The 25,116-nt window shown below is 59.2% G+C and carries 23 protein-coding genes; 13 read left to right on the top strand and 10 right to left on the bottom strand.

Going from position 1 to position 25,116, the window contains the following annotated elements:
• Window positions 1–8: 8 nt before the first annotated feature.
• The 4 genes from K5K95_RS24470 (at window position 9) to K5K95_RS24455 (ending at window position 4,167) form a co-directional block, all read left to right on the top strand.
• Window positions 9–791, top strand: coding sequence for a sugar phosphate isomerase/epimerase family protein (locus K5K95_RS24470; RefSeq protein ID WP_222586493.1), 783 nt, complete (start codon window positions 9–11; stop codon window positions 789–791).
• Window positions 784–1,770, top strand: a complete 987-nt coding sequence (locus K5K95_RS24465) for a sugar kinase (protein ID WP_222586492.1) — start codon at window positions 784–786, stop codon at window positions 1,768–1,770. The genes K5K95_RS24470 and K5K95_RS24465 overlap by 8 nt, the downstream gene beginning before the upstream one ends.
• A 105-nt stretch (window positions 1,771–1,875) precedes the next feature.
• Window positions 1,876–3,165 carry an MFS transporter gene (locus tag K5K95_RS24460; protein WP_222586491.1) on the top strand — a complete coding sequence of 430 codons (1,290 nt, stop codon included), beginning with the start codon at window positions 1,876–1,878 and terminating at the stop codon, window positions 3,163–3,165.
• A gap of 21 nt (window positions 3,166–3,186) precedes the next feature.
• On the top strand, window positions 3,187–4,167 hold the full coding sequence (locus K5K95_RS24455; protein WP_222586490.1) for an NAD(P)-dependent oxidoreductase: 981 nt from the start codon (window positions 3,187–3,189) through the stop codon (window positions 4,165–4,167).
• Window positions 4,168–4,375: 208 nt separating this feature from the next.
• Here the strand turns inward: K5K95_RS24455 and K5K95_RS24450 are convergent, their stop codons facing one another.
• From K5K95_RS24450 to K5K95_RS24435, 4 genes are all read right to left on the bottom strand, one after another.
• On the bottom strand, window positions 4,376–5,563 hold the full coding sequence (locus K5K95_RS24450; protein ID WP_222586489.1) for a pyridoxal phosphate-dependent aminotransferase: 1,188 nt from the start codon (window positions 5,561–5,563) through the stop codon (window positions 4,376–4,378).
• 43 nt (window positions 5,564–5,606) lie between these two features.
• A complete protein-coding gene (locus K5K95_RS24445) occupies window positions 5,607–7,232 on the bottom strand; it encodes a methyl-accepting chemotaxis protein (protein ID WP_222586488.1) in 1,626 nt (541 codons plus the stop codon).
• 342 nt (window positions 7,233–7,574) lie between these two features.
• A complete protein-coding gene (locus tag K5K95_RS24440; protein WP_222586487.1) occupies window positions 7,575–8,717 on the bottom strand; it encodes a glycerate kinase in 1,143 nt (380 codons plus the stop codon).
• A gap of 222 nt (window positions 8,718–8,939) precedes the next feature.
• On the bottom strand, window positions 8,940–10,064 hold the full coding sequence (locus K5K95_RS24435; RefSeq protein WP_222586486.1) for a sugar diacid recognition domain-containing protein: 1,125 nt from the start codon (window positions 10,062–10,064) through the stop codon (window positions 8,940–8,942).
• A gap of 168 nt (window positions 10,065–10,232) precedes the next feature.
• Here K5K95_RS24435 and K5K95_RS24430 point away from each other — a divergent pair, with 168 nt between their 5' ends.
• A complete protein-coding gene (locus K5K95_RS24430; RefSeq protein WP_222586485.1) occupies window positions 10,233–11,543 on the top strand; it encodes an MFS transporter in 1,311 nt (436 codons plus the stop codon).
• Between the two features lie 144 nt (window positions 11,544–11,687).
• On the opposite strand, the gene K5K95_RS24425 is transcribed toward K5K95_RS24430, so the two are convergent.
• Window positions 11,688–12,047 carry a DUF6124 family protein gene (locus K5K95_RS24425; RefSeq protein ID WP_222586484.1) on the bottom strand — a complete coding sequence of 120 codons (360 nt, stop codon included), beginning with the start codon at window positions 12,045–12,047 and terminating at the stop codon, window positions 11,688–11,690.
• Between the two features lie 421 nt (window positions 12,048–12,468).
• Here K5K95_RS24425 and K5K95_RS24420 point away from each other — a divergent pair, with 421 nt between their 5' ends.
• The 3 genes from K5K95_RS24420 to rarD all read left to right on the top strand — a co-directional run bounded on the left by K5K95_RS24420 (window position 12,469) and on the right by rarD (window position 15,681).
• Window positions 12,469–13,368 carry a LysR family transcriptional regulator gene (locus tag K5K95_RS24420; protein ID WP_222586483.1) on the top strand — a complete coding sequence of 300 codons (900 nt, stop codon included), beginning with the start codon at window positions 12,469–12,471 and terminating at the stop codon, window positions 13,366–13,368.
• Window positions 13,369–13,438: 70 nt separating this feature from the next.
• On the top strand, window positions 13,439–14,452 hold the full coding sequence (locus K5K95_RS24415) for an aldo/keto reductase (RefSeq protein WP_222586482.1): 1,014 nt from the start codon (window positions 13,439–13,441) through the stop codon (window positions 14,450–14,452).
• 347 nt (window positions 14,453–14,799) lie between these two features.
• A complete protein-coding gene (gene rarD, locus K5K95_RS24410) occupies window positions 14,800–15,681 on the top strand; it encodes an EamA family transporter RarD (RefSeq protein ID WP_222586481.1) in 882 nt (293 codons plus the stop codon).
• 127 nt (window positions 15,682–15,808) lie between these two features.
• Here the strand turns inward: rarD and hppD are convergent, their stop codons facing one another.
• Window positions 15,809–16,885 (bottom strand): 4-hydroxyphenylpyruvate dioxygenase, encoded by a 1,077-nt coding sequence (gene hppD / locus K5K95_RS24405; protein ID WP_208668048.1) that lies wholly within the window; start codon window positions 16,883–16,885, stop codon window positions 15,809–15,811.
• Window positions 16,886–17,135: 250 nt separating this feature from the next.
• Window positions 17,136–18,074: a DMT family transporter gene (locus K5K95_RS24400; protein ID WP_222586480.1), complete on the bottom strand. Its 939-nt coding sequence runs from the start codon at window positions 18,072–18,074 to the stop codon at window positions 17,136–17,138.
• Window positions 18,075–18,150: 76 nt separating this feature from the next.
• Between K5K95_RS24400 and K5K95_RS24395 the strand changes: the two genes are divergently transcribed.
• The 4 genes from K5K95_RS24395 to K5K95_RS24380 all read left to right on the top strand — a co-directional run bounded on the left by K5K95_RS24395 (window position 18,151) and on the right by K5K95_RS24380 (window position 21,276).
• Window positions 18,151–19,023: a LysR family transcriptional regulator gene (locus tag K5K95_RS24395; RefSeq protein ID WP_222586479.1), complete on the top strand. Its 873-nt coding sequence runs from the start codon at window positions 18,151–18,153 to the stop codon at window positions 19,021–19,023.
• Between the two features lie 114 nt (window positions 19,024–19,137).
• Window positions 19,138–20,676, top strand: a complete 1,539-nt coding sequence (locus tag K5K95_RS24390; RefSeq protein WP_222586478.1) for an EAL domain-containing protein — start codon at window positions 19,138–19,140, stop codon at window positions 20,674–20,676.
• Window positions 20,677–20,744: 68 nt separating this feature from the next.
• Window positions 20,745–20,927, top strand: coding sequence for a hypothetical protein (locus K5K95_RS24385; RefSeq protein ID WP_208668044.1), 183 nt, complete (start codon window positions 20,745–20,747; stop codon window positions 20,925–20,927).
• Window positions 20,911–21,276: a histone-like nucleoid-structuring protein, MvaT/MvaU family gene (locus tag K5K95_RS24380; RefSeq protein WP_222586477.1), complete on the top strand. Its 366-nt coding sequence runs from the start codon at window positions 20,911–20,913 to the stop codon at window positions 21,274–21,276. The genes K5K95_RS24385 and K5K95_RS24380 overlap by 17 nt, the downstream gene beginning before the upstream one ends.
• Before the next feature lie 176 nt (window positions 21,277–21,452).
• Here K5K95_RS24380 and K5K95_RS24375 read toward each other — a convergent pair whose 3' ends face one another.
• Window positions 21,453–21,977 carry a DUF4946 domain-containing protein gene (locus K5K95_RS24375; protein WP_222590412.1) on the bottom strand — a complete coding sequence of 175 codons (525 nt, stop codon included), beginning with the start codon at window positions 21,975–21,977 and terminating at the stop codon, window positions 21,453–21,455.
• A gap of 145 nt (window positions 21,978–22,122) precedes the next feature.
• Here K5K95_RS24375 and gloA point away from each other — a divergent pair, with 145 nt between their 5' ends.
• Window positions 22,123–22,644 (top strand): lactoylglutathione lyase, encoded by a 522-nt coding sequence (gloA, locus tag K5K95_RS24370; RefSeq protein WP_090183543.1) that lies wholly within the window; start codon window positions 22,123–22,125, stop codon window positions 22,642–22,644.
• 196 nt (window positions 22,645–22,840) lie between these two features.
• On the opposite strand, the gene ahpF is transcribed toward gloA, so the two are convergent.
• Window positions 22,841–24,403, bottom strand: a complete 1,563-nt coding sequence (gene ahpF, locus K5K95_RS24365; protein ID WP_222586476.1) for an alkyl hydroperoxide reductase subunit F — start codon at window positions 24,401–24,403, stop codon at window positions 22,841–22,843.
• A 127-nt stretch (window positions 24,404–24,530) separates the two neighbouring features.
• Window positions 24,531–25,094, bottom strand: a complete 564-nt coding sequence (gene ahpC, locus K5K95_RS24360; protein WP_222586475.1) for an alkyl hydroperoxide reductase subunit C — start codon at window positions 25,092–25,094, stop codon at window positions 24,531–24,533.
• Window positions 25,095–25,116: the final 22 nt, after the last annotated feature.

Below are 25,116 nucleotides of genomic sequence, written 5' to 3'. Positions count from 1 at the left end.
AGAAAACAATGAATAAACCACCCGTTTCCATCAGCCTTTCCAGCTACGGCGCTGACCTTGTCCGCCAACGCGGCCAAGGCAGCTTTATCGAGGTACTGGCCGCCGCCGGCGCGACGCGCATCGAATGGCGTGAAGAATTGCTGACCGATGAAGACCCACGGCAACTGGCCGAGGACACACAATCCCAGGGCCTGGAAAGCATCTACTCCTCGCCGATGGAACTGTGGCTGGCCGGTCAGTCGAAACCCAATCCTGGCCTGCGCGCGACCCTTGAACGCGCCCAGGCGTTCGGCGCCAAATGGTTGAAAGTGTCGCTGGGCTATTTCACCGACAACAATGACCTGCAGGCCCTGAACCGCGTGCTGGAGCAAAGCCCGGTGCAACTGCTGGTGGAAAACGACCAGACCTTGCACGGCGGGCGCATCGAACCGTTCCAGCGCTTTTTCGGCGAAGTGGAACAACACAACCTGCCGATCAAAATGACCTTCGACATTGGTAACTGGCACTGGCAGGACCAATCCGCCGCCAGCGCCGCCCGGTTGCTTGGCCGGCACGTCGGATATGTGCATTGCAAGGCTGTGATGCGCCGTGCTGACGGCAAACTGGTCGCCATCCCGCCCACCGTCAGCGATGTGCATTTATGGGAACAACTGCTGCGGCACATGGCCCAAGGTGTCATGCGGGCGGCGGAATATCCGCTGCAAGGCGATGATCTGATCCGGCTCACCACCGAACATGTCGCCACCCTCGCCCACCTCGGTCAATCCCGTTTGGAGAGCGCTCATGCCTGAGTTCGATATTCTGTCATTCGGCGAAACCATGGCGATGTTCGTCGCCGAGCAGAACGGTGATCTCGCCGATGTAAGCCAGTTCCACAAGCGTATTGCCGGGGCCGACAGCAACGTTGCGATTGGCCTGTCACGGCTGGGTTTCAACGTGGCGTGGTTGAGCCGGGTTGGCGCTGATTCATTGGGCCGTTTTGTCATCGACACCCTGAAAAAAGAAGGCCTGGATTGCAGCCACGTTGCCATCGACCCTGCACACCCGACTGGCTTTCAACTCAAATCCCGCGCCGACGACGGCAGCGATCCGGTGGTCGAGTATTTCCGTCGCGGTTCGGCGGCCAGTCACTTGTCGGTGCAATCGATCTCCGAGCAGTTGCTCACCGCTCGCCACTTGCACGCCACCGGCATTCCGGCGGCGCTGTCCGTGTCGACCCGGGAGATGTCATTCGAACTGATGACGCGCATGCGCCAGGCCGGGCGCAGTGTCTCCTTCGACCCAAACCTGCGCTCGAGCCTGTGGGCCAGCGAACAACTGATGATCACTGAAATAAACCGCCTCGCCGCCCTCGCCCATTGGGTGCTGCCGGGGTTGAGTGAAGGACGTCTGCTGACCGGGTTCGAAGACCCGGCCGACATTGCGGCCTTCTACCTCGGCCTGGGCGTTGAAGCGGTGGCGATCAAGCTCGGGCCGCATGGCGCGTATTACCGCACGCAGCTGGACGAGGGATTTGTCGCTGGCGTGCCGGTAGAAACGGTGGTCGACACCGTCGGCGCTGGCGATGGCTTTGCGGTCGGGATGATCAGCGCCTTGCTCGAAAACCACAGCTTTGCCGATGCCGTGGGGCGCGCCAACTGGATTGGTAGTCGCGCGGTTCAGAGTCGGGGGGACATGGAAGGGTTGCCGACCCGAGCCGAACTGTCCGGCGAGTTTGAGGCCGACATCGCGGGCAAGCCCGCTCCCACAGGGGGTTTCTGTTTCACCTAGATCCAATGTGGGAGCGAGCCTGCTCGCGATGAGGCCTGCACAGTCACTGAAGATTTTTGACCCGTTACCTGCTGCGACAAAAACAACAAGCTCAGGAGCACCACTATGAAAACCGCAACACTCGCCGCCCGCCGTTGGTGGTACATCATGCCCATCGTTTTCATCACCTACAGCCTGGCGTATCTGGACCGCGCCAACTACGGATTCGCCGCCGCCTCCGGCATGGCCGCCGACCTGATGATCACGCCGGGCCTGTCGTCGATGCTCGGCGCACTGTTCTTCCTCGGCTACTTTTTCTTCCAGGTGCCGGGCGCAATCTATGCCCAGAAACACAGCGTGAAGAAGCTGATTTTCGTCAGCCTGATCCTCTGGGGTGGCCTGGCCACGTTGACCGGGATCGTTTCCAACGCCTACTGGCTGGTGGTGATTCGCTTCATGCTCGGCGTGGTCGAAGCCGCCGTGATGCCGGCGATGCTGGTGTACCTGTGCCACTGGTTCACCCGTGCCGAACGCTCGCGCGCCAACACCTTCCTGATCCTCGGCAACCCGGTAACCATGCTCTGGATGTCGGTGGTCTCGGGTTATCTGGTGCAGCATTTCAGCTGGCGCTGGATGTTCATCATCGAAGGGTTGCCGGCGGTGCTATGGGCGTTTATCTGGTGGCGTCTGGCCGATGAACGGCCAGCCCAGGCCAAATGGCTGAGCGAACAAGAGAAGCACGATCTGCAAAGCGCCCTCGCCGCCGAACAAGTCGGCATCAAAGCCGTGAAGAACTACGCCGAAGCCTTTCGCTCGCCGAAAGTGATCATCCTGGCCTTGCAGTTTTTCTGCTGGAGCATTGGTGTCTACGGTTTCGTGTTGTGGCTGCCGTCGATCCTCAAGGCCGGTGCGCAGATGGACATGATTGAAGCCGGCTGGCTTTCGGCGCTGCCGTATCTGGCGGCCGTGATCGGCATGCTGCTGGTGTCCTGGGGCTCGGACAAACTGCAGAAGCGCAAACGTTTTGTCTGGCCGCCGCTGTTGATTGCCTCGATTGCGTTCTACGGTTCCTACGCCTTGGGCGCCGAACATTTCTGGTGGTCCTACACGCTGCTGGTCATCGCCGGCGCCTGCATGTACGCGCCTTACGGACCGTTCTTCGCCATCGTTCCCGAAATCCTTCCGGCCAACGTCGCCGGTGGCGCCATGGCGCTGATCAACAGCATGGGCGCGCTGGGTTCGTTCGGCGGTTCGTACCTGGTGGGTTACCTGAACAGCTCCACGGGATCTCCGGGTGCTTCTTATCTGTTGATGAGCGGCGCGTTGATGCTCTCGGTGGTGCTGACGATTTTCCTCAAGCCCGGTGCCAGTGACCGGGTCGTGGCTGCGCAACGGCCCGTGACGGCCCACCCTTGAATTGAAGTTGAGACGATAACGATGAAAAAGCAGGTTGTGCTGTACAAGAAACTTTCTCCGCTGCTGATGGCGCGCCTGCATGAGCACGCCGACGTCACGCTGATCGACAACCTCAACCCGGAGGGCATCGCGCAACTGCGCGACGCCCTGCCCCGGGCCCAGGGTCTACTCGGTGCGAGCCTGAAACTGGATGCGCAATTGCTGGACCTGGCGCCGAATCTGCAGGCCATCGCCAGCGTTTCCGTCGGTGTCGACAACTACGACATCGATTACCTGACCGAGCGCCGGATCCTGCTCAGCAACACCCCCGATGTGCTGACCGAAACCACCGCTGACACTGGTTTCGCGCTGATCCTGGCGGCGGCCCGGCGCGTGGTGGAACTGGCGAACATGGTTCGCGCCGGCCAATGGCAGCGCAACATCGGCCCGGAGCATTTCGGCACGGATGTGCATGGCAAAACGTTGGGCATCATCGGCATGGGTCGCATTGGCGAGGCGTTGGCCCAGCGCGGGCATTTCGGCTTTGGCATGCCGGTGATCTATCACAGTCACTCACCGAAACCCGCCGTTGAGCAGCGATTTAATGCTCAATACCGTAGCCTGACGGAGTTGTTGCAGCAGGCCGATTTCATTTGCCTGACCTTGCCGTTGACGGCTGAAACCGAAGGATTGATCGGCGCCAAGGAATTCGCCCTGATGCGGCCCGAAAGCATTTTCATCAATATTTCCCGGGGCAAGGTGGTGGACGAAACAGCGCTGATTGAAGCGCTGCGCACCGGGCAGATTCGTGCCGCGGGGCTGGATGTGTTTGAGCGTGAACCGCTGCAGACGGATTCGCCGTTGTTGACGTTGAACAACGTGGTGGCGACGCCGCACATGGGTTCGGCAACCCATGAAACGCGCGAGGCAATGGCCAAGTGCGCGGTGGACAATCTGCTGATGGCGTTGGCGGGTGAGCGACCGAAGAATCTGGTGAATGCCGGGGCGTGGTCCGAAGCGTAAGAATTTCTGCGTCTGTCAGTCAGCCATCGCGGGCAAGCCCGCTCCCACAGGGATTAGTGAATGACAACCAGGGCAGCCTTTAGATGATAAAAGGCTGTCAGGCAGCCATCGCGAGCAGGCTCACTCCCACAGGAGTCTGTGGCGTCCACAAATCCCCTGTGGGAGCGAGCCTGCTCGCGATGAGGCCGGCATGGCCAACGCACAATCGTCAGGCTCGCCGCGCCTCCAGCAGTTGCTCTGCGCACGATGCAATCCGCTGGCACGCATCCGCCAGCTTCATTTGATCCACCACCAACCCGATGCGAATATGCCCCGCCGCACTCGGTCCGAACGCCTCGCCGGCCAACACCGACACGCCGTACCCCTCCAGCAGTCGCTCGGCAAATCGCTGGGCGCACAGCCCGGTCGGGCGCACGTCGACCATCACAAACATTCCGCCATCAGGTTTGATCGCACGAATCCCGGCACTGCCGTCCAACATCGAACACACCAAGTCGCGACGCTGACGGTATTCCTCGCGCATCTGCGCCACCTCCGGCAAGTCTTCATCCAACGCCAGCTGCGCCGCGTTCTGAATAAAATCCGGGATGCCGAACAGCATGCACAACGACAAATTCACCAGATGCTCGGCCAAGGTTTTAGGACCAATCGACCACCCCACCCGCCAGCCGCTCATGGCATGGGATTTGGACAGGCTATTAATGGTCGCGGTGCGCTCGGCCATGCCCGGCAAACTGGCGGGGCTGGTGTGCTCGCCCTCGAACAACAGATCGCTGTAGACCTCATCGCTGATCAGCCACAGATCATGGCGCACGCACAACGCGGCCAGCACGCGCCACGTCTCGAGCGGCAAGCTGGCGCCAGATGGATTGTTTGGACTGTTGAGCAGGATGACGCGGGTTTTCGGCGTGATCAGTGCCGCGATATCCGCCGGGTCGACCCGAAAGCCGTTCTGCGGACGCACCGCCACCGGCACCACCTTGGCCCCGCAGGCGCCGAACACACCTTCATAGGTCACGTACATCGGTTCGGCAACGATCACTTCATCACCCGGATCGAGCAGGCATTGCGCAACCGAATACACGGCGCACTGGGCGCCCGGAAACACGATCACATGATCGGCGTCCACCGCCTGGCCACTGCGCTGACGATGGCGCCGGGCGATGCTGCTGCGCAGTCCACGACTGCCACGCACCTCCGGGTAGTGGGTGTGGCCGGCGTGCAGGCTGTCGATGGCCGCCTGGACAATGGGTGGCGGCGTGTCGAAATCCGGGTCGCCGATCGACAGCAGCAATACATCGATTCCTTGTTCGCGCATTTCCAGCGCTCGGTCATGAATCTGCCAGGCTGCCGCTCCGTCGCCGGCGATTCGTTGGGTCAAGGCTGAATAGCGCATGTCATTCTCCTGTAGCGCGCGGACTCCAAGCCTCAACCCTACCTCAAATCACAAAACGCGCCACCATCGCATTCAAATTCACCGCAAGCCGCGACAGTTCATGGGTGGCGGCGCTGGTCTGGTTGGCGCCGGCGGCGGACTGGGTGGCGAGGTCGCGGATGTTCACCAGGTTGCGGTCGACTTCGCGGGACACCTGGGCCTGTTCTTCCGAGGCGCTGGCGATCACCAGGTTGCGCTCGTTGATCAAGTGGATCGACTGGGTGATCTGCTCCAGCGCGACACCGGCGGCGCGGGCCATTTCCAGGGTGCTTTGGGTGCGCTGATTGCTTTGCGCCATCGACGAGACCGCTTCACCTGTACCGTTCTGAATACCGGCGACCATTTTTTCGATTTCCTGGGTCGACTGCGCGGTGCGATGGGCCAGCGCCCGGACTTCGTCCGCCACCACGGCAAAACCGCGCCCGGCTTCACCGGCACGGGCGGCTTCGATGGCGGCGTTGAGTGCCAGCAGGTTGGTCTGTTCGGCGATGGCGCGGATCACGTCCAGCACTTTGCCGATGTCGCGGCCCTGAGTGGCCAGGCCTTCGATCATCAACGAGGTGTTTTGCACGTCGTGGGTCATGGTCTGGATGGCGTTGACGGTTTCCACCACGCGGTCACGGCCTTCGCGTGCAGCCTGGGTCGACTGGTTCGAGGCTTCGGACGTCGACACCGCATTGCGTGCTACTTCTTCCACGGCGGCGGTCATTTCGTTGACCGCCGTGGCCGCTTGTTCGATTTCGTTGTTCTGTTGCTGCATGCCCCGTGACGCTTCCTGGGTCACGGTGCTGAGTTCTTCGGCGGCGGCGCCCAATTGGGTCGCGGAACCGGCGATCTGTTCAATGGTTTTGCGCAGGTTGGCCTGCATCTCGGACAAGGCGCCAAGCAAACGGGCCGATTCGTCTTTGCCATCGATTTCGATGGCGGTGGTCAGGTTGCCACCGGCAATGGTCTGGGCCACCTGCAACGCGCGGTTCAGCGGCGTGACGATGCTGCGGGTCAGCAGCCAGGCGAGCAACACGGTGAGCAGCGCAGCAATCACCGCTACCACGACGATGCCGGTAATCGCGCTGCTGTAATGCTCGCCCGCGACGACGGAAGCCGCTTTGGCGTCGCTGTTGTTCAGGGCGATCAGTTTGTTCAGCTGCTCGCCCATCTGATCGGTGCCGTCCTTGATCCGTGTATTGATCAGCGCACGCAGCTCATCGAGCTTGTCCTGGCGCGACAGCTCCAGCATCTGACTCTGGGCTTGCATGTAGTTGTCCAGCGTCGTCGAGAAGGTCTTGTACAGCGCGGCTTCTTCAGGGGTGGCGGGCAAGGCGGCATAACTGGATTGCGCGGTACGCACCTTGTCGATCAGTGCACCGATACGGGTTTGCGCTTCCTGCAACGCGCTCGCGTCACGGTTGACCAACACCCGGAAGGAAAGAATGCGCAGGCGCAGAACGTTTTCGGTCAGGTTGCCGAGATAGCCGACGCTGGGCAGCTGTGTGCTTTCCATGTCGACGGACGCCTGGCGAATGATCGACATGCGGCTCACGGCAAACACACCCAGCCCGATGACGAGCAAGGCAATGAAGGCAAAACCCAGGAAAGCTCGAGGCGCGATATTCAGGTTACGCAGTGACATAGCAAGATACTCGGTGATTGAGGCTTCGAGCATCCATGCCGTGATTACTGAAGGACGCGTGGTGGCAAGCGTTTTCAGTTTGGCGGCGCTGTTGTAATTGGTTTTTGCGCGCCTATCAGGGTTATCGGCCGGGGATGAGGTTTTTTGCAGGGGGTTGGAGAAAAATATTTCCAGACGTTTCACGTGTTTCGTCCGTGAAACACTTAATAGTCAAATTGCAAAACCTGTGGGAGCGGGCTTGCCCGCGAAAGCGGTGTGTCAGGCACCGTTGATGTCACTGACGCGCCCTCTTCGCGGGCAAGCCCGCTCCCACAGGAATTGCACTTGCCCGACAGATATTCGTCAGGCCTGGCGCGTCGCCATTCGCCAGACCCGCGCGATATCGCTGGCACGATCGCGCAACAAGCGTGGCGCCTCGGCACACGCCTGCTCCAGCGTCATCGGCCCACTGGCCAAGGCAAACGCGGCATCGATGCCATGTTCGTACAGGTCCTGGTAACCCTCGCCCAAGGTTCCGGCGATGACAATCACCGGCACGCCCTGCTCCCGGGCAATACGCGCCACCCCGAACGGAGTCTTGCCGCGCAGCGTCTGGGCATCGAATCGCCCTTCGCCGGTGATCACCAAGTCGGCGCCCTTTACGGCTTCGGCCAGCCCGACCAGTTCGGCGACGACTTCCACGCCGGCCTTGAATTGCGCATTCAGAAACGCCTTGGCCGCGAAGCCCAACCCCCCTGCCGCGCCGCTGCCCGGTTCGTCCTTGACGTCTTTGCCCAACGCCTGGGCGCACAACCGGGCGAAGTGTCCAAGGGCTGCATCCAGTTGCTGCACCTGTTCGGGCGATGCCCCTTTTTGCGGACCGAAAATCGCTGAAGCGCCGTGGGGGCCGCACAGGGGATTGTTGACGTCGGCCGCAATGTCGAATCGCACCTTGGTCAATCGCGGATCGATTTCACTCAGGTCGATGTGGGCCAGCTGCGCCAGCGCCAAACCACCCGGCGCCAGCGTCTGCCCTTGAGCGTCCAGCAACTTCACGCCCAATGCCTGCATCGCCCCGGCACCGCCGTCGTTGGTGGCGCTGCCGCCAATCGCCAGGATCACCCGTTGTGCCCCGGCGTCGAGTGCGGCGCGAATCAGTTCACCGGTGCCGAACGTGCTGCTGGTGCAAGCATCACGTTTGCCCGGCGCGACCAATTGCAGGCCGCTGGCTTCGGCCATTTCGATGATCGCGGTGTGGCTCTGAGGCAACCAGCCCCACGCGGCATCGACGGCCACACCGAGCGGGCCACGCACCGTGGTGCGGCGCAATTGACCTTCGCACGCCGCCAGAATCGACTCGACCGTGCCTTCGCCGCCATCGGCCATCGGGCACTTGATCAGTTGCGCATCGGGCCAGACCTCAGCCAGCCCGAGCGCAATGGCGTCGGCCACACCCTGGGCACTGAGGCTGTCCTTGAACGAATCGGGGGCGATGACGATTTTCATGCGAATTCTCCAGTTCCAATGCGCTCCATGCTGCCAGCAGCCTCGAACAATAACGCCAGTCCGCTGCACAAGCGGGCATGACGATTATTGTTCATTTCCACAAAACAAGAATCCCCACATCCCCTTGTAGGAGCTGTCGAGTGAAACGAGGCTGCGATCTTTTGATCTTGTTTTTAAAAGATCAAAGTCAAAAGATCGCAGCCTCGTTTCACTCGACAGCTCCTACATAGGATTTGCGTCGGTTTGTGGCAAGAGCTGCACGCCCAGGTAAAGCGCGAGCATGCCATCGAGGCGCAATGGATCAACCCCGCTCAGCTCGGCGATCCGCTCCATCCGGTAACGCAGACTGTTGCGATGAATCCCCAGCGCATCGGCACATGCCTGGCTCTGCCCATCGTGTTCACACCAACTGCGCAAGGTCGTCAGCAACTGACCGTTACCGTCCTTGGCGATGACCTGGCGCAGCGGTTTGAGCAGTTCATCCAGCGCATCATCATTGCGGTGACGCCACAGCATCACCGGCAGCCGATAACGGTTGAGCGTGAGCAAGCGCGAATGCGGCAACACGTCGCGACCATAGGCCAACAAGTCGCCAACGCGCCGATAGCAACGGCGCAACCCCGACAGCCCATCCGCCTGCCCGCCCACCGCAATGCGCAAAATGTTCCAGCCCAGGCCATCGAGTTTTTCCAGCAGTCGATCGTTCTCGATCGTCTGGGTCGCCGGGCGGCACCACAGCAACGAAGACTTGGCCGAACTCACGCACCAACTGTCCGGGTAACGCGAAGTCAGCCAGGCGCTGAGCGCCTCGACGGTCTGTCCCGGCCCGTGTTCCATGCCCAACTCGAACAGATAAGGCACCCGCGTCAATTGCGGCTTGAGCCCCAATTGCTGCGCCTCGTCCAGCAAGCGCGGCGAATCCCCCGCCTCGCTCAACAGCAGCGCCAGCAAATCATCGCAACGCTGACGCCGCCATTGCTGCTCGGCCTGCTGATTGCGCTGGCCGACCAACATCTCGGCGGTCATGCGCACAAGCTCGGCGTACGTGCGCAGTTGCTCGGGTTCGCCGGTGATGCCCAGCACGCCGATCAAGCGCTGATCGAGCAACAGCGGCAGGTTGATCCCCGGTTGCACGCCTTTGAGATGAATCGCCGTTTGCGCGTCGATTTCCACCACTCGCCCATTGGCCAGCACCAGTTGCGCGCCTTCATGACGAGTGTTGATACGCTCCGGTTCGCCGCTACCGAGAATCAACCCCTGACTGTCCATGACGTTGACGTTGTACGGCAGAATGGCCATCGCCCGGTCGACGATGTCCTGGGCCAGGTCGTGATCGAGTTCGAACATAATGGGATCCTTGAAAACGCTGGTAGGACGGTTGTTCAGCCGCACAGGGCTTGCTGATAAACCCTGTGCTCAGGCACAAAGACAACAACCATCAGGGTGGCCGAGACTCTCTGGGCGATCAACTTACCCGTTGCATCACAAAAAATCATAATAATGAGAGAGCCCGCCATGTCACAGAGCGCCGCCGCTACCCAGGCCATCGTTGACGAAAAAAACGCCGTCTACAAACGCATTACCCTGCGTTTGATCCCCTTCATTTTCATCTGCTACCTGTTCAACTACCTCGACCGGGTTAACGTTGGATTCGCCAAACTGCAGATGCTCGACGCGCTGAAATTCAGCGAAACCGTGTACGGCCTCGGCGCCGGGATCTTCTTCATCGGCTACGTGCTGTGCGGCGTGCCGAGCAACCTGGCACTGACCAAATTCGGCCCACGACGCTGGATCGCGCTGATGATGATGGTCTGGGGCTCGCTGTCGACCTGCCTGCTGTTCGTCACCACCCCGACCGAGTTCTACACCTTGCGCCTGTTCACCGGCGCGGCTGAAGCCGGGTTCTTCCCGGGCGTGGTGCTTTACCTCTCGCAGTGGTTCCCGACCTTCCGCCGTGGCCGCATCATGGCGCTGTTCATGTCGGCGATCCCGGTGTCCGGCCTGCTCGGTAGCCCGTTCTCCGGCTGGATCCTCAACCACTTCGGCGCAGGCCAGGCCGGTTTGGCCGGCTGGCAGTGGATGTTCCTGTTGCAAGGCATCCCGACGGTGATCCTCGGTGCCCTCGCCTACTTCCTGCTCAGCGACAGCTACGCCAACGCCAAATGGCTCACGCCGTTCGAGCGTTCGGTGCTGGAAGCCGACCACGCCGAAGACCTGGCCAACAAACCAAAAACCACCACCGACTCGCTGCTGGCCGTCTTCAAGAACCCGGCGATCTGGGCCTTTGGCTTGATCTACTTCTGCATCCAGAGCGGCGTCTACGCGATCAACTTCTGGCTGCCGTCGATCATCAAGAACCTCGGTTTCAGCGACAACCTGGTGATTGGCTGGTTGAGTGCAATTCCGTACCTGCTGGCGGCGGTGTTCATGTTGTTGGTCGGTCGCTCGGCAGACCTGCGCAAAGAACGTCGCTGGCATTTGGTGGTGCCGATGCTGATGGGCGCGGTGGGTCTGTTGATCGCCGTGAACTTCGCGACCACGCCGGCCATCGCGATTCTCGGCCTGACCATCGCCACCATGGGCGCCCTGACCGGCTTGCCGATGTTCTGGCCGGTGCCGACGGCGCTGCTGAGCGCGGGTGCGGCCGCTGGTGGTTTGGCGTTGATCAACTCCATGGGGCAGATGGCGGGTTTCCTGAGCCCGTATCTGGTGGGTTGGGTCAAGGACAGCACCGGTTCGACTGATGCGGCGTTGTATCTGCTGGCGGGTGTGATTGTGTGTGGCAGCTTGTTGGCGCTGCGCATGACCCGGACGCTGCGGGTGTAATGATCGTACTAATAATCGTTCCCACGCTCCGCGTGGGAATGCATCCCGGGACGCTCCGCGTCCCTATCGAGAGCTGGAACGCGGAGCGTCCCTAGAGGCGTTCCCACGCGGACGGTTCGACGCCTCGACGTGGGAACGATCTAGTCAGGCGTTTAGCGGATCGACGTTATCCAGCGCCCGGTTCACCGCCAGTTCGCCCAGCATGATGATCTGCTGCAGCGCCAGCATCTTGTGGCGCTGCGGCCCTTGCAACTCCCCGGCAAAATCACTCGCCATCACACTCGCCGAGGCCATGGACTCACAGGCGTGAGCCAACAGGCTTTCCGAATCGATATCGGGCGCGATGAGAAACATCGTGCTGGGTTTTCTTGCGGCCAGTGCCTTGGCGGGATTGAGGTAATGGTCGAGGGCACGGTCGGCGGCTTCGTTGAATTTTTTGGAATCGGCGGATTCGTAGGGGGAAACGTCGTCGGGGGCTGGTGGGTTGGGTGTTGGTTTGATCATGGATGAAACTCCTAAAGCGCTTATAAAAGGAGCCACCACTCTCGCTACCAAACGAGGGGTGGTGGCCATACGCAGGTTGGTAGACCGGGCTCTAGGAAAACGGCGCATCCGAAGATGCCCTGCGCATGACCACCATAAAGACGAGACGAAAAATCTCGGCAAAAGGCAGTGCTTTGCGACTAGAAACCCGGGCTACCAAACCCCATCGCTGTTCTTCAGCGACGGGGGAAACGATAAGACCCAGGCCCAAGGCGCACAAGCCGGCGGATTCTGGCGCAGTCGTAGGTAACGGCGCAAGGATGTGTAGTCTGAGAGAGTGTCTGAAGGTGTCAGTTAAACATTGCTGTTTATTACTCGTCTTTGCTTGCTAATCAGTAAAAATCCCCGGTAAAAAAGACGGATCTTTAAAGGATTTTTACCAATGAGCTCGATCCTCGACCTGGAGATCTTCGTGCGCACCGCCGACTCCGGGAACATTTCCGCTGCCGCCCGCGACCTGTCACTCACGCCTGCCGCTGCCAGCATCGCCCTTAAACGTCTGGAAACCCGCCTCGGCATCCGTCTGTTTGCACGCTCCACGCGCAGCATGCGCCTGACCGAGGAAGGCCAGAGTTATCTGGACAGTGTGCGGGTGGCGCTGGCCGCGCTGGCGGAAGGTGAACAGGCGCTCAGGCATCAGACCCAGGGGTTGAGCGGCACCTTGCAACTGGCCGCGCCGTCGGATTTCGGGCGCAATGTGTTGCTGCCGTGGCTGGATGATTTCAAACGCCAGCACCCCAATATTCAGCTTCAGTTGCTGCTCAACGACCGCCATTCAGACCTGTTTCGCGAAACCGTCGACGTTGCATTGCGCTTCGGCGTACCCGGCGACTCGACGCTGGTGGCGCTGCCGATTCTTCCCGAGCATCGTCGCGTGGCCTGCGCCAGTCCCGACTATCTAAACCGTTGCGGTACGCCGCAAACACCCGCCGATCTCGGCGAGCACAGCGCCCTGCTCTACCTGCGCAATGGCCGGCCCTATAACAGTTGGTGTTTCAGCCGTGGTGATGAAGTGCTCGAGGTTCAGGTGCGGGGCGATTACCTCACCGACGACGGTGAAGTCGCCCGTCGTTGGGCGCTGGCCGGACATGGCATCGTTTATAAGGCTTGGCTCGATGTCGCTGCAGATGTTCAGGCCGGGCGATTGCTGACGTTGTTCGATGACTGGCAAGGGGAACGCGTGCCTTTCAATCTGTTGTGCCCGCATCGGGTTCAAGTGTCGGAACGGGTCAAGGTGCTGCAAGCGTTCTTGCAAGAGCGCTGTCAGGCCCTTCGTCGATAATTCAGTTTGCTCCACACGGCCGTTCTGGTATTTGATTGAGGCTTTCTCCCACCGGTAAAAGGATTTCGTCATGAGTTATCGCACGCTGGGTCATTCGGGTTTACAGGTGTCGACCCTGACCTTGGGCACCATGATGTTCGGCGAACAGACCAGCACCGAAGATTCCCTGCGGATCATCGACAAGGCCTGGGACCAGGGCGTCAATTTCATCGACACCGCGGACGTTTACACCAACGGCCGTTCCGAAGAGATCGTCGGCGAAGCGATCGCCGGCAACCGCCACGAATGGGTGCTGGCAACCAAGGTCGGTTTTGGCCCGGTGGACGGCGTGCCGAACCGCAGCGGTTTGAGCCGCAAGCATATTTTCAATGGCCTCGACGCCAGCCTGACGCGCCTGGGCACTGACTATCTCGACATCTATTACCTGCACCGTGAAGACCACAACACGCCGCTGGAAGTGACGGTGTCGGCGATTGGCGATTTGATTCGTCAGGGCAAGATTCGTTATTGGGGCTTGTCGAACTACCGTGGCTGGCGCATCGCCGAGGTGATTCGTGTGGCGGATCAACTGGGCGTCGACCGGCCGGTGATCAGCCAGCCGCTGTACAACATCGTCAACCGTCAGGTGGAAACCGAGCAGATCACCGCCGCGCAAAATTATGGCCTTGGCGTGGTGCCTTACAGCCCGCTGGCGCGCGGCGTGCTCAGCGGCAAATATGCGCCGGACGTGAAACCCGATTCCAACAGCCGTGCCGGCCGCGCCGACAAGCGCATTCTGGAAACCGAATGGCGGGTCGAGTCGCTGCGCATTGCCCAGCAGATTCAGCGCTACACGCAGGAGCGTGGCGTGGGCATTGTTGAATTCGCCATTGCCTGGGTGTTGAACAACAGCGCCGTCACCTCGGCCATCGTGGGGCCGCGAACTGAAGAACAATGGGATGCCTACACGAAAGCGCTGGCGGTGAGGATCACGGCCGAGGACGAGGCGTTCATTGATTCGCTGGTGGTGCCAGGGCATTCCTCGACGCCGGGGTTCAATGATGTGAGCCATTTTGTGTCGGGGCGCAAACCGCGTACGACGTGAGATTTATCGCGAGCAGGCTCGCTCCCACAGGGGGAATTGTGTGGGACACAGGTTTTGTGTTCGACGCAAAGCTAATGTGGGAGCGGGCTTGCCCGCGAAGACGGTGTGCCAGCCACCATTAATGTTGAATGTAAAACCGCTTTCGCGAGCAAGCCCGCTCCCACAGGGGGCTTTGTGCAGGACACAGATGGTGTGTTCGACGCAAAGCTAATGTGGGAGTGAGCCTGCTCGCGATAGCGGTCTCACATTGACTGTGATGTTGGAAATATCGATCACCCGGCCAATATTCAGCACAAAAAACACGTATCCTCTGCGCCCCGTTTCACGTTCAACTTCGCGAGGGCAGTTTGTCTAAAGGTATCGCTTTATCGGTGTCGGCCTCTGTGCTGTTTGCCGTCATGTATTACTACACATCGTTGCTCACTCCCCTGAGCGGCGTGGAAATTTTCGGCTGGCGCATGCTGCTGACCGTACCCTGCATGACCGTGTTCATGGTGGTGTCCGGGGAATGGAAGCGCGTGATCGACATTTTTCGGCGCATTGCCGGCACGCCAAAACTAATGGCCGGCCTGATCGTCTCGGCGGCCCTGCTCGGTGTGCAGCTCTGGTTGTTCATGTGGGCGCCGCTCAACGGCTACAGCCTGGATGTGTCGCTGGGTTATTTCCTGTTGCCGCTGACCATGGTGCTGACCGGGCGGATCGCCTATGGCGATCGCCTCTCCTATTTGCAAAAGATCGCGGTGGTGCTGGCCTGCCTCGGGGTGATCAACGAGGTGTATCAGGTCGGTGGATTCTCCTGGGCCACCTTGCTGGTGTGCATCGGTTATCCCCTGTATTTCATCGTGCGCAAGCGCCTGGCCGCGGACAACCTCGGCGGTCTATGGCTGGACATGGCGTTGATGCTGCCGGTGGCGTTCTGGTTCGTGCAGAGTGGTGAGCAGGGTTTTGGTGTATTTGACCAACACCCGTGGCTGTCGCTGCTGATCCCGATACTCGGCGTGATCAGCGCGTCGGCGCTGGTGGTGTACATCATTGCCAGCCGCTTGCTGCCGTTCAGCCTCTTCGGGCTGTTGAGCTATGTCGAACCGGTATTGCTGCTGGGCGTGGCGTTGCTGCTGGGGGAAAGCATCAAGCCCGGAGAATGGCTGACCTATATTCCGATCTGGTTGGCCGTGGTGGTGTTGATGTTTGAAGGGTTCAAGCATTTGATGCGCCAGCGCAGGCCTTAAGCCCCACACAAAACCAAATGTGGGAGCGGGCTTGCTCGCGAAGGCGTCGTATCAGTCAACTCAGATGTTGAATGAACAATTGCATTCGCGAGCAAGCCCGCTCCCACAGGTTTAGCGGTGCAGCGGCTTACTCGGTAGCGAGCACGCCACGACGTACCTGATCACGTTCGATCGATTCGAACAGCGCCTTGAAGTTGCCTTCGCCGAAACCATCGTCGCCTTTACGCTGGATGAATTCGAAGAACACCGGGCCCATCAGGGTCTCCGAGAAGATCTGCAGCAGCAGGCGCTTGTCGCCCGACTCGGACGAACCGTCCAGCAGAATCCCGCGCGATTGCAGCTGATCAACCGGCTCACCATGGTTTGGCAAGCGGCCTTCGAGCATCTCGTAATACGTTTCCGGCGGCGCGGTCATGAAGCGCATGCCGATGCTTTTCAGATGATCCCAGGTCTTGATCAAGTCATCGCTAAGGAAGGCGACGTGCTGGATGCCCTCACCGTTGAACTGCATCAGGAACTCTTCGATCTGCCCCGCGCCCTTGGACGACTCTTCGTTCAGCGGGATGCGGATCATGCCGTCCGGCGCGGTCATCGCCTTGGACGTCAGGCCGGTGTACTCGCCCTTGATGTCGAAGTAACGGATTTCGCGGAAGTTGAACAGTTTCTCGTAGAAGTTGGCCCAGTAAGCCATGCGACCGCGATACACGTTGTGAGTCAGGTGGTCGATGATTTTCAGACCGGCGCCGACCGGGTTGCGGTCCACGCCTTCGATGAACACGAAGTCGATGTCATAGATCGAGCTGCCTTCACCGAAACGGTCGATCAGGTACAGCGGCGCGCCGCCGATGCCTTTGATCGCTGGCAAGTTCAGCTCCATCGGGCCGGTTTCGATGTGAATCGGCTGGGCGCCGAGTTCCAGTGCGCGCTTGTAGGCCAGCTGCGAATCCTTGACCCGGAACGCCATGCCGCATACGGACGGGCCGTGCTCAGCCGCGAAGTAGGAAGCGACGCTGTGGGGTTCGTTGTTGAGGATCAGGTTGATCTGGCCCTGGCGATACAGGTGCACATTTTTGGAGCGGTGGGTCGCGACCTTGGTGAAGCCCATGATCTCGAAGATCGGCTCCAGGGTGTTCGGGGTCGGCGATGCGAACTCGATGAATTCAAAGCCCATCAGGCCCATTGGGTTTTCGTATAAATCTGCCATTTTGGCGCCTCATCATTTTTTAGAATTAACGGAACGTTAGTCGCTAAGAATGCTGAAGCCGGCGGGTGGCGCGCAGGAGATGCCCCGCACACTGCGCGCGAGGAAGTCACCGTAGATCAATTGAAACCCAAAACTCTTCATTGTCGACCCAAGGCTCTTGCGGGCGAGGCTTCTGCTGCCAGAAGACGATTTATTATTGTATGCGTAACCAGATTCTACACAGCGTAATCAGGTTTGTCCGCCTTCTGTATCAAATCCCCTTTTTCCTCACTCGCGCAAGGGGTTTGTTGCACAGGAAAATCCCCGCCAGGATCAGCCCTCCTCCCAGGCACATCGCCAGCGTCAGTTGCTCGTCCAACAGCAGCGCACCGAGGATGACCGCCGTCAGCGGGTTCAAGGCGATGAACACCCCCGAACGCGTCGCGCCGATTTGGCGGATGCCGTCGTAATAGCCGATGTAGGCCAGCGCCGAACCCAAAACGCCCAGGTACATCAGGCTCAACCATTGTTGCGGGCCGAGGTTCAGCAGCACGTCGAGACTCAGCTCTCCGCGCACGGCACTGGTCACCCACAGCATCGCCGTGCCCAGCAGAATCGAATACGTCACGGTCTGCACCGGCCCCAGCGACTGGTTCAGCTCTTTGGAGCACAGCGAATAAACGCCCCAGCCAAGCACGCAGCCGAAAATCAGCAAATCACCGATCCAGGCATCGGCATTACCGGCCAATAACTGCGGGTTTCGGCTAACGATCACCAGGCTCGCCCCGGCAATACAGATCGCAATGCCGGCGACTTTGACTCGGTTCAAGCGTTCCTTGAACACCAGCCATGATGCGAGTGCGATCACCGCCGGGTTCAGCGCGACGATCAATGACGCCCTTGAAGCGTTGATGTAATGCAGTCCATAAAAGAAGCACAGGTTGTAGAAGAAGATCCCGAAAAACCCCAGCAATGCCAATTGCAGCCACTGCTTGAGGCTCGGTTTGGCCAACGGCACGCGGGCCAGCAGTAAAAACACCAGCATTGCCATGCTGGCCAGCAGGAATCTCAGGCTGGCCGCGAATAGCGGGGAAAGGCTGTCGGCGAGAAACCGTCCGGCGACAAAGGTCCCGCCCCAGATCATCGTGACGGCAGCGAGCTTCAGGTAAACCGGCACGTCCGAAGACATCGTTTGTGCGCAGGTATTCATTGGGCGTGGAACCTTGATCGGGCAGATGACGTATCATTCGCCTAATGCACGATCATCGTAAAATGAGTAAAAACTCATGACCCTGACCCAACTCGAGATTTTCTCGCTCGTCGCCGAACTGCGCGGTTTCACGGCGGCGGCCAATCGCGTGGGGATTTCCCAATCGGCGGTCTCCCATGCCTTGAAGTCGCTGGAACAGGAATTGGGCGTCGAGTTATTCAGACGTCACCAGTCCCAGGTCGAATTGAGCGACATCGGCCAACAGCTTTTATTGCGCGCCCGGGCGATGCTCGGCCTGGCCAACACCTTGCGTCAGGAAGCCGCCGATGCCCGTGGCATGAAAAGCGGCACCTTGCGCATCGGTTCATTTGGCCCGACCTCATCGATCAAACTGTTACCGACGATCCTGCAGCACTATCGCAGTGCCCACCCAGGCATCGAAGTGCACATTGACGAAGGTCCAGACCGCCAGGTGATTCAATGGCTCGAAGAGCGGCGAATCGATGTCGGTTTCGTGGTGTTGCCCGAAGACCGTTTCGACACCTTTATGTTGATCGAGGATCAATTGGTCGCGTTGCTGCCCCATGATCACCCGTTGGCCGGCCGCGACGGCCTGAGCTTGAGCGACTTGTGTCATGACCCGTTCGTGCTGACCGAAGCCGGGTCTTCGGAGCTGGTCTCACGCTTGTTCAGTGCGGCCCGACTCACTCCGAATATCCGTTATCGCTGCTCGCAGTTGCTCAGCACACTGGACACGGTGAGCCGTGGCGATGCCTTGACCGTGGTCGCCGAAGGTTCATTGCCCGACAACAGCAACGACCGCTACGTGAAAAAACCGTTGTCGCCCGCTGTCACTCGCCGGGTCGGGCTGGCGGTGCTCGACCAGCGCCAGTCGTCGCCCGCCACATTGGCGTTTATCAAACTGGCTTCAGGCCTGAACTACCGTTGAGCGGCATAACCGCCGACGGCCATCTATCATGGCCGTTACCAGAACTCTTTTGGGAGGCGTGTCGTCGTCCTGCCAGCATTTGAGAGCCACACTTCACCGTCACAGGCTTCGCAAATGCCCCTGAACGTCATAACCCGCCGCAAACGCAGCAAACGTATCGCTGCTGTCACCCTGCTGAGCGCGCTGCTCCCGATGGGGTTGGGCTTCGCCATCCTGTCCATGCAGGCGGAACGTGCGCTCAAGCATAGTTCCGGGGTGACGGCCGAAGAAGCCATTCGCCAATTCGACCTGATGCTCGACAACACGGCCCAGGCGGCGCAGGTCTTGCTGCCGCTGGCTGGCCAACCGTGCAATGACGTCAAGCTGGCCTTGCGCGAGCAGGTCACGCGCCGTCCGTTCGTGCGCTCGACCAACCTGGTGTGGGACGACACTATCTATTGCAGTTCGTTGTTCGGTGATTATCAGGAAAAGGTTAATCCGGGCGACTACACCCAAGGCAAGTTGTGGCTGATGAACGGCAACCAGGTCACGCCCGACACCGCGTTATTGGTCTATCGGCTCAACGACGGTAACCGGGGCGCGCTGACGACCCTGGACGGTTATCACTTGAGCAATGTCTTGCGTTTGATTGGTCGCAAGACACAGCTGTTGCTGCAAGTCGGCCCCGACTGGTTATCCGCCGACGGCAAAGTCCACGAAGCGGCCCTGCCCGCCTTGCCAGTGGCCGAAAGCAAACTGACATCTTCGCGTTATGCATTCACCGTCGCCGCCGGCTTCCCCGCTGGAGAAACCTGGCGTTACATGAAAAGCGAATATCCGCCGCTGTTCAGTTTGCTGATCTTCTTCGGCGTGGTGTTCGGTTCAATCGGGCATTTTCTGCAAAAGCGCTCATCATCCCCCAGCCACGAAATGCAGCGCGCTCTGGAAGCGCAGGAGTTCGTTCCCTATTTTCAGCCGGTGGTGCATGGCGATACTAAGAAATGGTCTGGCGCCGAAGTCTTGATGCGCTGGCATCATCCCAAGGAAGGCCTGGTGCGCCCGGACCTGTTCATCCCGTTTGCCGAGCATTCGGGATTGATCGTGCCGATGACCCGCTCGTTGATGCGACAGACCGCGGCGTTGCTGGCGCCAGTCGCTGGATCGCTCGGCGCACCATTCCACATCGGCATCAACATCACCGCCAGTCATTGCAAGGATCTGGAGCTGGTTGACGACTGCCGGGAATTTCTCGGTGCTTTTGCGCCAGGCGCGGTCAGCCTGGTGCTGGAGTTGACCGAGAGGGAACTGATCGAACCGATGCCCATCACGCTCCAGTTGTTCGAGCAGCTCCAGGCCTTGGGCGTGTTGATTGCGATCGATGACTTTGGCACCGGTCACTCAAGTCTCGGGTATCTGCGCCAGTTCAATGTCGATTTCCTGAAAATCGATCAAAGTTTTGTCGCGATGATTGGTGCTGATGCACTGTCACGGCACATTTTGGACAGCATTATCGAGCTCTCGGCCAAGCTTGACCTGGGGATCGTCGCCGAGGGCGTGGAAACCGAGGAGCAAAGTGATTATCTGACGGCTCATGGTGTGAACTTCTTACAAGGTTATCTGTTCGACCGGCCGATGCCCGCCGCGCAATTCATTAATGCATTAAGCCACCGTTAACTAGCGTGGTGACGCGCTGAGGCCACGACTCGACGCACCAAATTGAATCAAAAGAATAGTGTTGTTACATGAAGAAAAAGACAGGATTTACTCTTGGGCATTTAACTACTACAATTTTTCATGCCTGCTCAACATTGGCAGGTGAGCCACTTATCACCGAGTCGCTTCAAGGCTCTTGGCTTATAGCTTTGTTTGCGGTTGGTATCAGCCAAACACACTATTGGAGTAAAGATATTGTCCAGACTCGCTGAATTCCGCGCCGCCGAAAAGGCCCTTCAAGAACAGCTCAAGCAGCTGGAATCGCTGAAGAATGATGCCGGGCTCAAGAAAGAAATCGAATTCGAAGAAAAGCTCCAGGGGCTGATGAAAACCTACGGCAAAAACCTGCGGGACATCATCGCCATTCTCGATCCGAACCCGTCAAAAACCGGTCTACAACAGGCAAAAACGCCTAAAACCCGCCGCGCTCGCGTGGTCAAGGTTTATCACAATCCGCATACCGGCGAGCTGATTGAAACCAAGGGTGGTAATCACCGCGGCCTGAAAGCCTGGAAGGAACAATACGGTGCCGCTACCGTTGATTCCTGGCTGCGCGGCTAAACACTCGCGCCGACACAAAGCCCTGCCAAGTGCAGGGCTTTTTTTATGGATAGCCTCTAAAAGCAGCGACTAGAATGGCTTAACTCGCTACTTGGCCACCAACTTTTTGCTTAATCCCTTTGGGTATCTAAAAATTTCGGCTCACTCCAAAATCTGCAGTCTCGCAACACCTGTAACTAAAGTTTCAAGCTGTTACGAGTCGCCTCTATTTCATCCTGACTTGCCTTATAAGCGTCCGCCTGCCCCGCATAGGAAAGAACATAGGCCTTATCGGCATCCAGCGCGGCAACCAAAGTTTGCGACAGCACATGTCGACCGTTCTGGGTAATCGTGCAGGTAGTCTCCAACGCCGACAGCCGGCTCAAGGTTGCCGGATGAATTTTGTTGCAGACACTTTGATAGCCACCTTGAAAGAAGTCTTTCTGCACTGATTTGCGCATTTCCAGCAATACGCCTTGCAGATTGACCTGATGACCGCGCTCGACCTGAGTCATGGTCAACTCCATCACCAACACCGGGGTGCCACCCTGGTCATTTTTTACCGCGCGTTGGCGTGACACCGTAGTGTTGGCCTCGTCATGCGCGACGGCCTCAACCTCCCAGCCGGTTGGCCAGCTCACTACAGGCGCCTCTGCCTGAGCGCTGGTAACCACTGACAGCAGGCAAAACAGGGCGCAGGTCGATTGACAGAATCGGATCATCGCAATGAACACTCACAAAATGAACCGTAAAGTCTGAGCCTCGTCCACCCGTCAGGCAATAGCAGACTGTTTGGGTTTGGTGATGTCACAGCCCTTGCGTATCATTGTCGCCATTCTTTAGCCCCACTTATTTTCCGGAGGGCCCATGAGCCTGCACGAATTGAACACACTCCCAGGCGTGACTGCCCAACCTGACACCGCCACTCAGCAGTTCGTCTTCAACCACACCATGCTGCGCGTCAAGGACATCACCAAGTCCCTGGACTTCTACACCCGCGTGCTGGGTTTCTCTCTGGTGGAAAAACGCGATTTCCCGGAAGCCGAATTCAGCCTGTACTTCCTGGCACTGGTCGATAAAAACCAGATTCCGGCAGACGCGGCGGCGCGCACTGAATGGATGAAATCGATCCCTGGCATTCTGGAGCTGACCCACAACCACGGCACCGAGAATGACGCGGATTTCGCCTATCACAACGGCAACACCGACCCGCGCGGTTTCGGCCATATCTGTATCTCCGTGCCGGACATTCGTGCAGCTTGCGAGCGCTTCGAAGCACTGGGTTGCGATTTCCAGAAACGCCTGAATGACGGACGCATGAAGAGCCTGGCCTTTATCAAAGACCCGGATGCGTACTGGGTCGAGATTATTCAGCCAGCGCCGCTGTAAAAAAGCTCGCCGCCACTGATCTCCACTGATCGTTCCCACGCTCTGCGTGGTAACGCCTCCTGTGACGCTCTGCGTCACGCTTTTTGGGACGCGGAGCGTCCCCGGGCTGCATTCCCACGCAGAGCGTGGGAACGATCAGTCAGTACAAAAAAACCCCATGATCGCTCATGGGGTTTTGTGTTTTCAGCGTCGGCTTTTACGCCGGAGCCGAGGTGCGGATCAGGTGATCGAATGCGCTCAGGGAGGCTTTGGCGCCCTCGCCTACCGCAATCACGATCTGCTTGTACGGCACGGTGGTGACGTCACCCGCAGCGAACACACCGGGCATCGACGTTTCACCGCGAGCGTCGACAATGATCTCGCCGCGAGGCGACAACTCGATGGTGCCTTTTAGCCAATCGGTGTTGGGCAGCAAACCGATTTGCACGAAGATCCCTTCCAGTTCGACGTTGCGCAACTCGTCCGACTGACGATCCTTGTAGCGCAGGCCGTTGACCTTCTGACCGTCGCCCAACACTTCAGTGGTTTGCGCACTGGTGATCACGGTGACGTTCGACAGGCTGTGCAACTTGCGCTGCAAGACGGCGTCGGCGCGTAACTGAACGTCGAACTCCAGCAGGGTCACATGCGACACGATACCGGCGAGGTCGATGGCCGCTTCGACGCCGGAGTTACCGCCGCCAATCACCGCCACACGCTTGCCTTTGAACAGCGGACCGTCACAGTGCGGGCAGTACGCCACGCCCTTGTTGCGGTATTGCTGCTCGCCCGGCACGTTCATTTCACGCCAGCGCGCACCGGTCGCCAGAATCACGGTCTTGGCTTTCAGGGTCGCGCCACTGGCGAAGTGGACTTCGTGCAGCTCGCCGTTCTTGCCAGGCAACAACTTGTCGGCGCGTTGCAGGTTCATGATGTCGACGTCGTATTGCTTGACGTGTTCTTCCAGGGCCACGGCCAGTTTCGGCCCCTCGGTTTCCTGCACGGAGATGAAGTTCTCGATGGCCATGGTGTCGAGTACCTGCCCACCAAAACGCTCCGCCGCCACACCGGTGCGAATGCCTTTGCGAGCCGCGTAGATCGCAGCCGACGCACCTGCTGGACCACCGCCCACGACCAGCACGTCAAAGGCTTCCTTGGCGCTGATCTTCTCGGCCTGGCGTTCGATGCCGCTGGTGTCGATCTTGGCGAGGATTTCCTCCAGGCCCATGCGGCCCTGACCGAAGTTCACGCCGTTGAGGTAAATGCTAGGCACGGCCATGATCTGACGATCATCGACTTCAGCCTGGAACAGCGCGCCGTCGATGGCGACGTGGCGGATGTTCGGGTTCAGCACTGCCATCAGGTTCAACGCCTGGACTACGTCCGGGCAGTTCTGGCAGGACAGCGAGAAGTAAGTCTCGAAGCTGAACTCGCCTTTGAGCGAGCGGATCTGTTCGATCACTTCAGCGCTGGCTTTCGAGGGGTGGCCGCCGACTTGCAGCAAGGCCAGCACCAACGAGGTGAATTCGTGGCCCATAGGGATGCCGGCGAAACGCAGGCTGATATCGGCACCCGGGCGATTGATCGAGAACGATGGTTTACGTGCATCGTCACCGTTGTCGAGCAAGGTAATTTGAGTCGAAAGGCTGGCAACGTCTTTCAACAGTTCAAGCATTTCCTGGGATTTCGCACCGTCGTCGAGGGAGGCAACGATCTCGATCGGCTGGGTGACCCGTTCCAGGTACGATTTCAACTGGGCTTTTAGATTGGCGTCCAACATACGGGCGATTTCCTTTCTTTTTCGGAGACATAAAAAAACGCCCGAGCGAATCTCGCCCGGGCGTTTTATAGGGCGGTTGCAGCTTACTTAGGTGCGGAAACCCGCCCTGATGATGCGATCCACAGACTTAGATCTTGCCGACCAGGTCCAGGGACGGAGCCAGAGTGGCCTCGCCTTCTTTCCACTTGGCAGGGCAAACCTGGCCTGGGTGAGCAGCGACGTACTGGGCAGCCTTGATTTTGCGCAGCAGCTCGGAAGCGTCACGGCCAACGCCGCCATCGTTGAGTTCAACGATCTTGATCTGGCCTTCAGGGTTGATCACGAAGGTGCCACGGTCAGCCAGACCGGCGTCTTCGATCAGCACGTCGAAGTTGCGGGAGATGGCATGAGTCGGGTCGCCGATCATGGTGTACTGGATTTTGCCGATGGCTGGCGAGGTGTTGTGCCAGGCAGCGTGGGCAAAGTGGGTGTCGGTGGAAACGCTGTAGATCTCGACGCCCAGTTTCTGGAACGCGTCGTAGTTGTCAGCCAGGTCTTCCAGTTCGGTCGGGCAAACAAAGGTGAAGTCGGCTGGGTAGAAGAACACGACAGACCACTTGCCTTTCAGGTCAGCGTCCGACACTTGTACGAAGTCGCCATTTTTGTAGGCGTTAGCTTTGAACGGTTTAACTTGGCTGTTGATGATAGGCATCGATGACTCTCCGTCAGGGTTG

It is taken from the genome of Pseudomonas sp. DR48, from assembly GCF_019823085.1.
Lineage (GTDB): Bacteria > Pseudomonadota > Gammaproteobacteria > Pseudomonadales > Pseudomonadaceae > Aquipseudomonas.
This window is presented reverse-complemented; position numbering and strand designations above follow the sequence as displayed.

What these genes read in the sequence shown, in the direction of transcription:
- K5K95_RS24470 (WP_222586493.1), top strand. Translation starts at nt 9, where the DNA reads ATGAATAAACCACCCGTTTCCATCAGCCTTTCCAGCTACGGCGCTGAC.
- K5K95_RS24375 (WP_222590412.1), bottom strand. Translation starts at nt 21,977, where the DNA reads ATGATCCGATTCTGTCAATCGACCTGCGCCCTGTTTTGCCTGCTGTCA.
- hppD (WP_208668048.1), bottom strand. Translation starts at nt 16,885, where the DNA reads ATGGCAGATTTATACGAAAACCCAATGGGCCTGATGGGCTTTGAATTC.
- K5K95_RS24395 (WP_222586479.1), top strand. Translation starts at nt 18,151, where the DNA reads ATGACCCTGACCCAACTCGAGATTTTCTCGCTCGTCGCCGAACTGCGC.
- K5K95_RS24430 (WP_222586485.1), top strand. Translation starts at nt 10,233, where the DNA reads ATGTCACAGAGCGCCGCCGCTACCCAGGCCATCGTTGACGAAAAAAAC.
- K5K95_RS24425 (WP_222586484.1), bottom strand. Translation starts at nt 12,047, where the DNA reads ATGATCAAACCAACACCCAACCCACCAGCCCCCGACGACGTTTCCCCC.
- K5K95_RS24465 (WP_222586492.1), top strand. Translation starts at nt 784, where the DNA reads ATGCCTGAGTTCGATATTCTGTCATTCGGCGAAACCATGGCGATGTTC.
- K5K95_RS24460 (WP_222586491.1), top strand. Translation starts at nt 1,876, where the DNA reads ATGAAAACCGCAACACTCGCCGCCCGCCGTTGGTGGTACATCATGCCC.
- K5K95_RS24385 (WP_208668044.1), top strand. Translation starts at nt 20,745, where the DNA reads ATGAAGAAAAAGACAGGATTTACTCTTGGGCATTTAACTACTACAATT.
- K5K95_RS24450 (WP_222586489.1), bottom strand. Translation starts at nt 5,563, where the DNA reads ATGCGCTATTCAGCCTTGACCCAACGAATCGCCGGCGACGGAGCGGCA.
- K5K95_RS24435 (WP_222586486.1), bottom strand. Translation starts at nt 10,064, where the DNA reads ATGTTCGAACTCGATCACGACCTGGCCCAGGACATCGTCGACCGGGCG.
- K5K95_RS24390 (WP_222586478.1), top strand. Translation starts at nt 19,138, where the DNA reads ATGCCCCTGAACGTCATAACCCGCCGCAAACGCAGCAAACGTATCGCT.
- K5K95_RS24415 (WP_222586482.1), top strand. Translation starts at nt 13,439, where the DNA reads ATGAGTTATCGCACGCTGGGTCATTCGGGTTTACAGGTGTCGACCCTG.
- K5K95_RS24455 (WP_222586490.1), top strand. Translation starts at nt 3,187, where the DNA reads ATGAAAAAGCAGGTTGTGCTGTACAAGAAACTTTCTCCGCTGCTGATG.
- K5K95_RS24445 (WP_222586488.1), bottom strand. Translation starts at nt 7,232, where the DNA reads ATGTCACTGCGTAACCTGAATATCGCGCCTCGAGCTTTCCTGGGTTTT.
- gloA (WP_090183543.1), top strand. Translation starts at nt 22,123, where the DNA reads ATGAGCCTGCACGAATTGAACACACTCCCAGGCGTGACTGCCCAACCT.
- ahpF (WP_222586476.1), bottom strand. Translation starts at nt 24,403, where the DNA reads ATGTTGGACGCCAATCTAAAAGCCCAGTTGAAATCGTACCTGGAACGG.
- ahpC (WP_222586475.1), bottom strand. Translation starts at nt 25,094, where the DNA reads ATGCCTATCATCAACAGCCAAGTTAAACCGTTCAAAGCTAACGCCTAC.
- K5K95_RS24400 (WP_222586480.1), bottom strand. Translation starts at nt 18,074, where the DNA reads ATGAATACCTGCGCACAAACGATGTCTTCGGACGTGCCGGTTTACCTG.
- K5K95_RS24420 (WP_222586483.1), top strand. Translation starts at nt 12,469, where the DNA reads ATGAGCTCGATCCTCGACCTGGAGATCTTCGTGCGCACCGCCGACTCC.
- K5K95_RS24440 (WP_222586487.1), bottom strand. Translation starts at nt 8,717, where the DNA reads ATGAAAATCGTCATCGCCCCCGATTCGTTCAAGGACAGCCTCAGTGCC.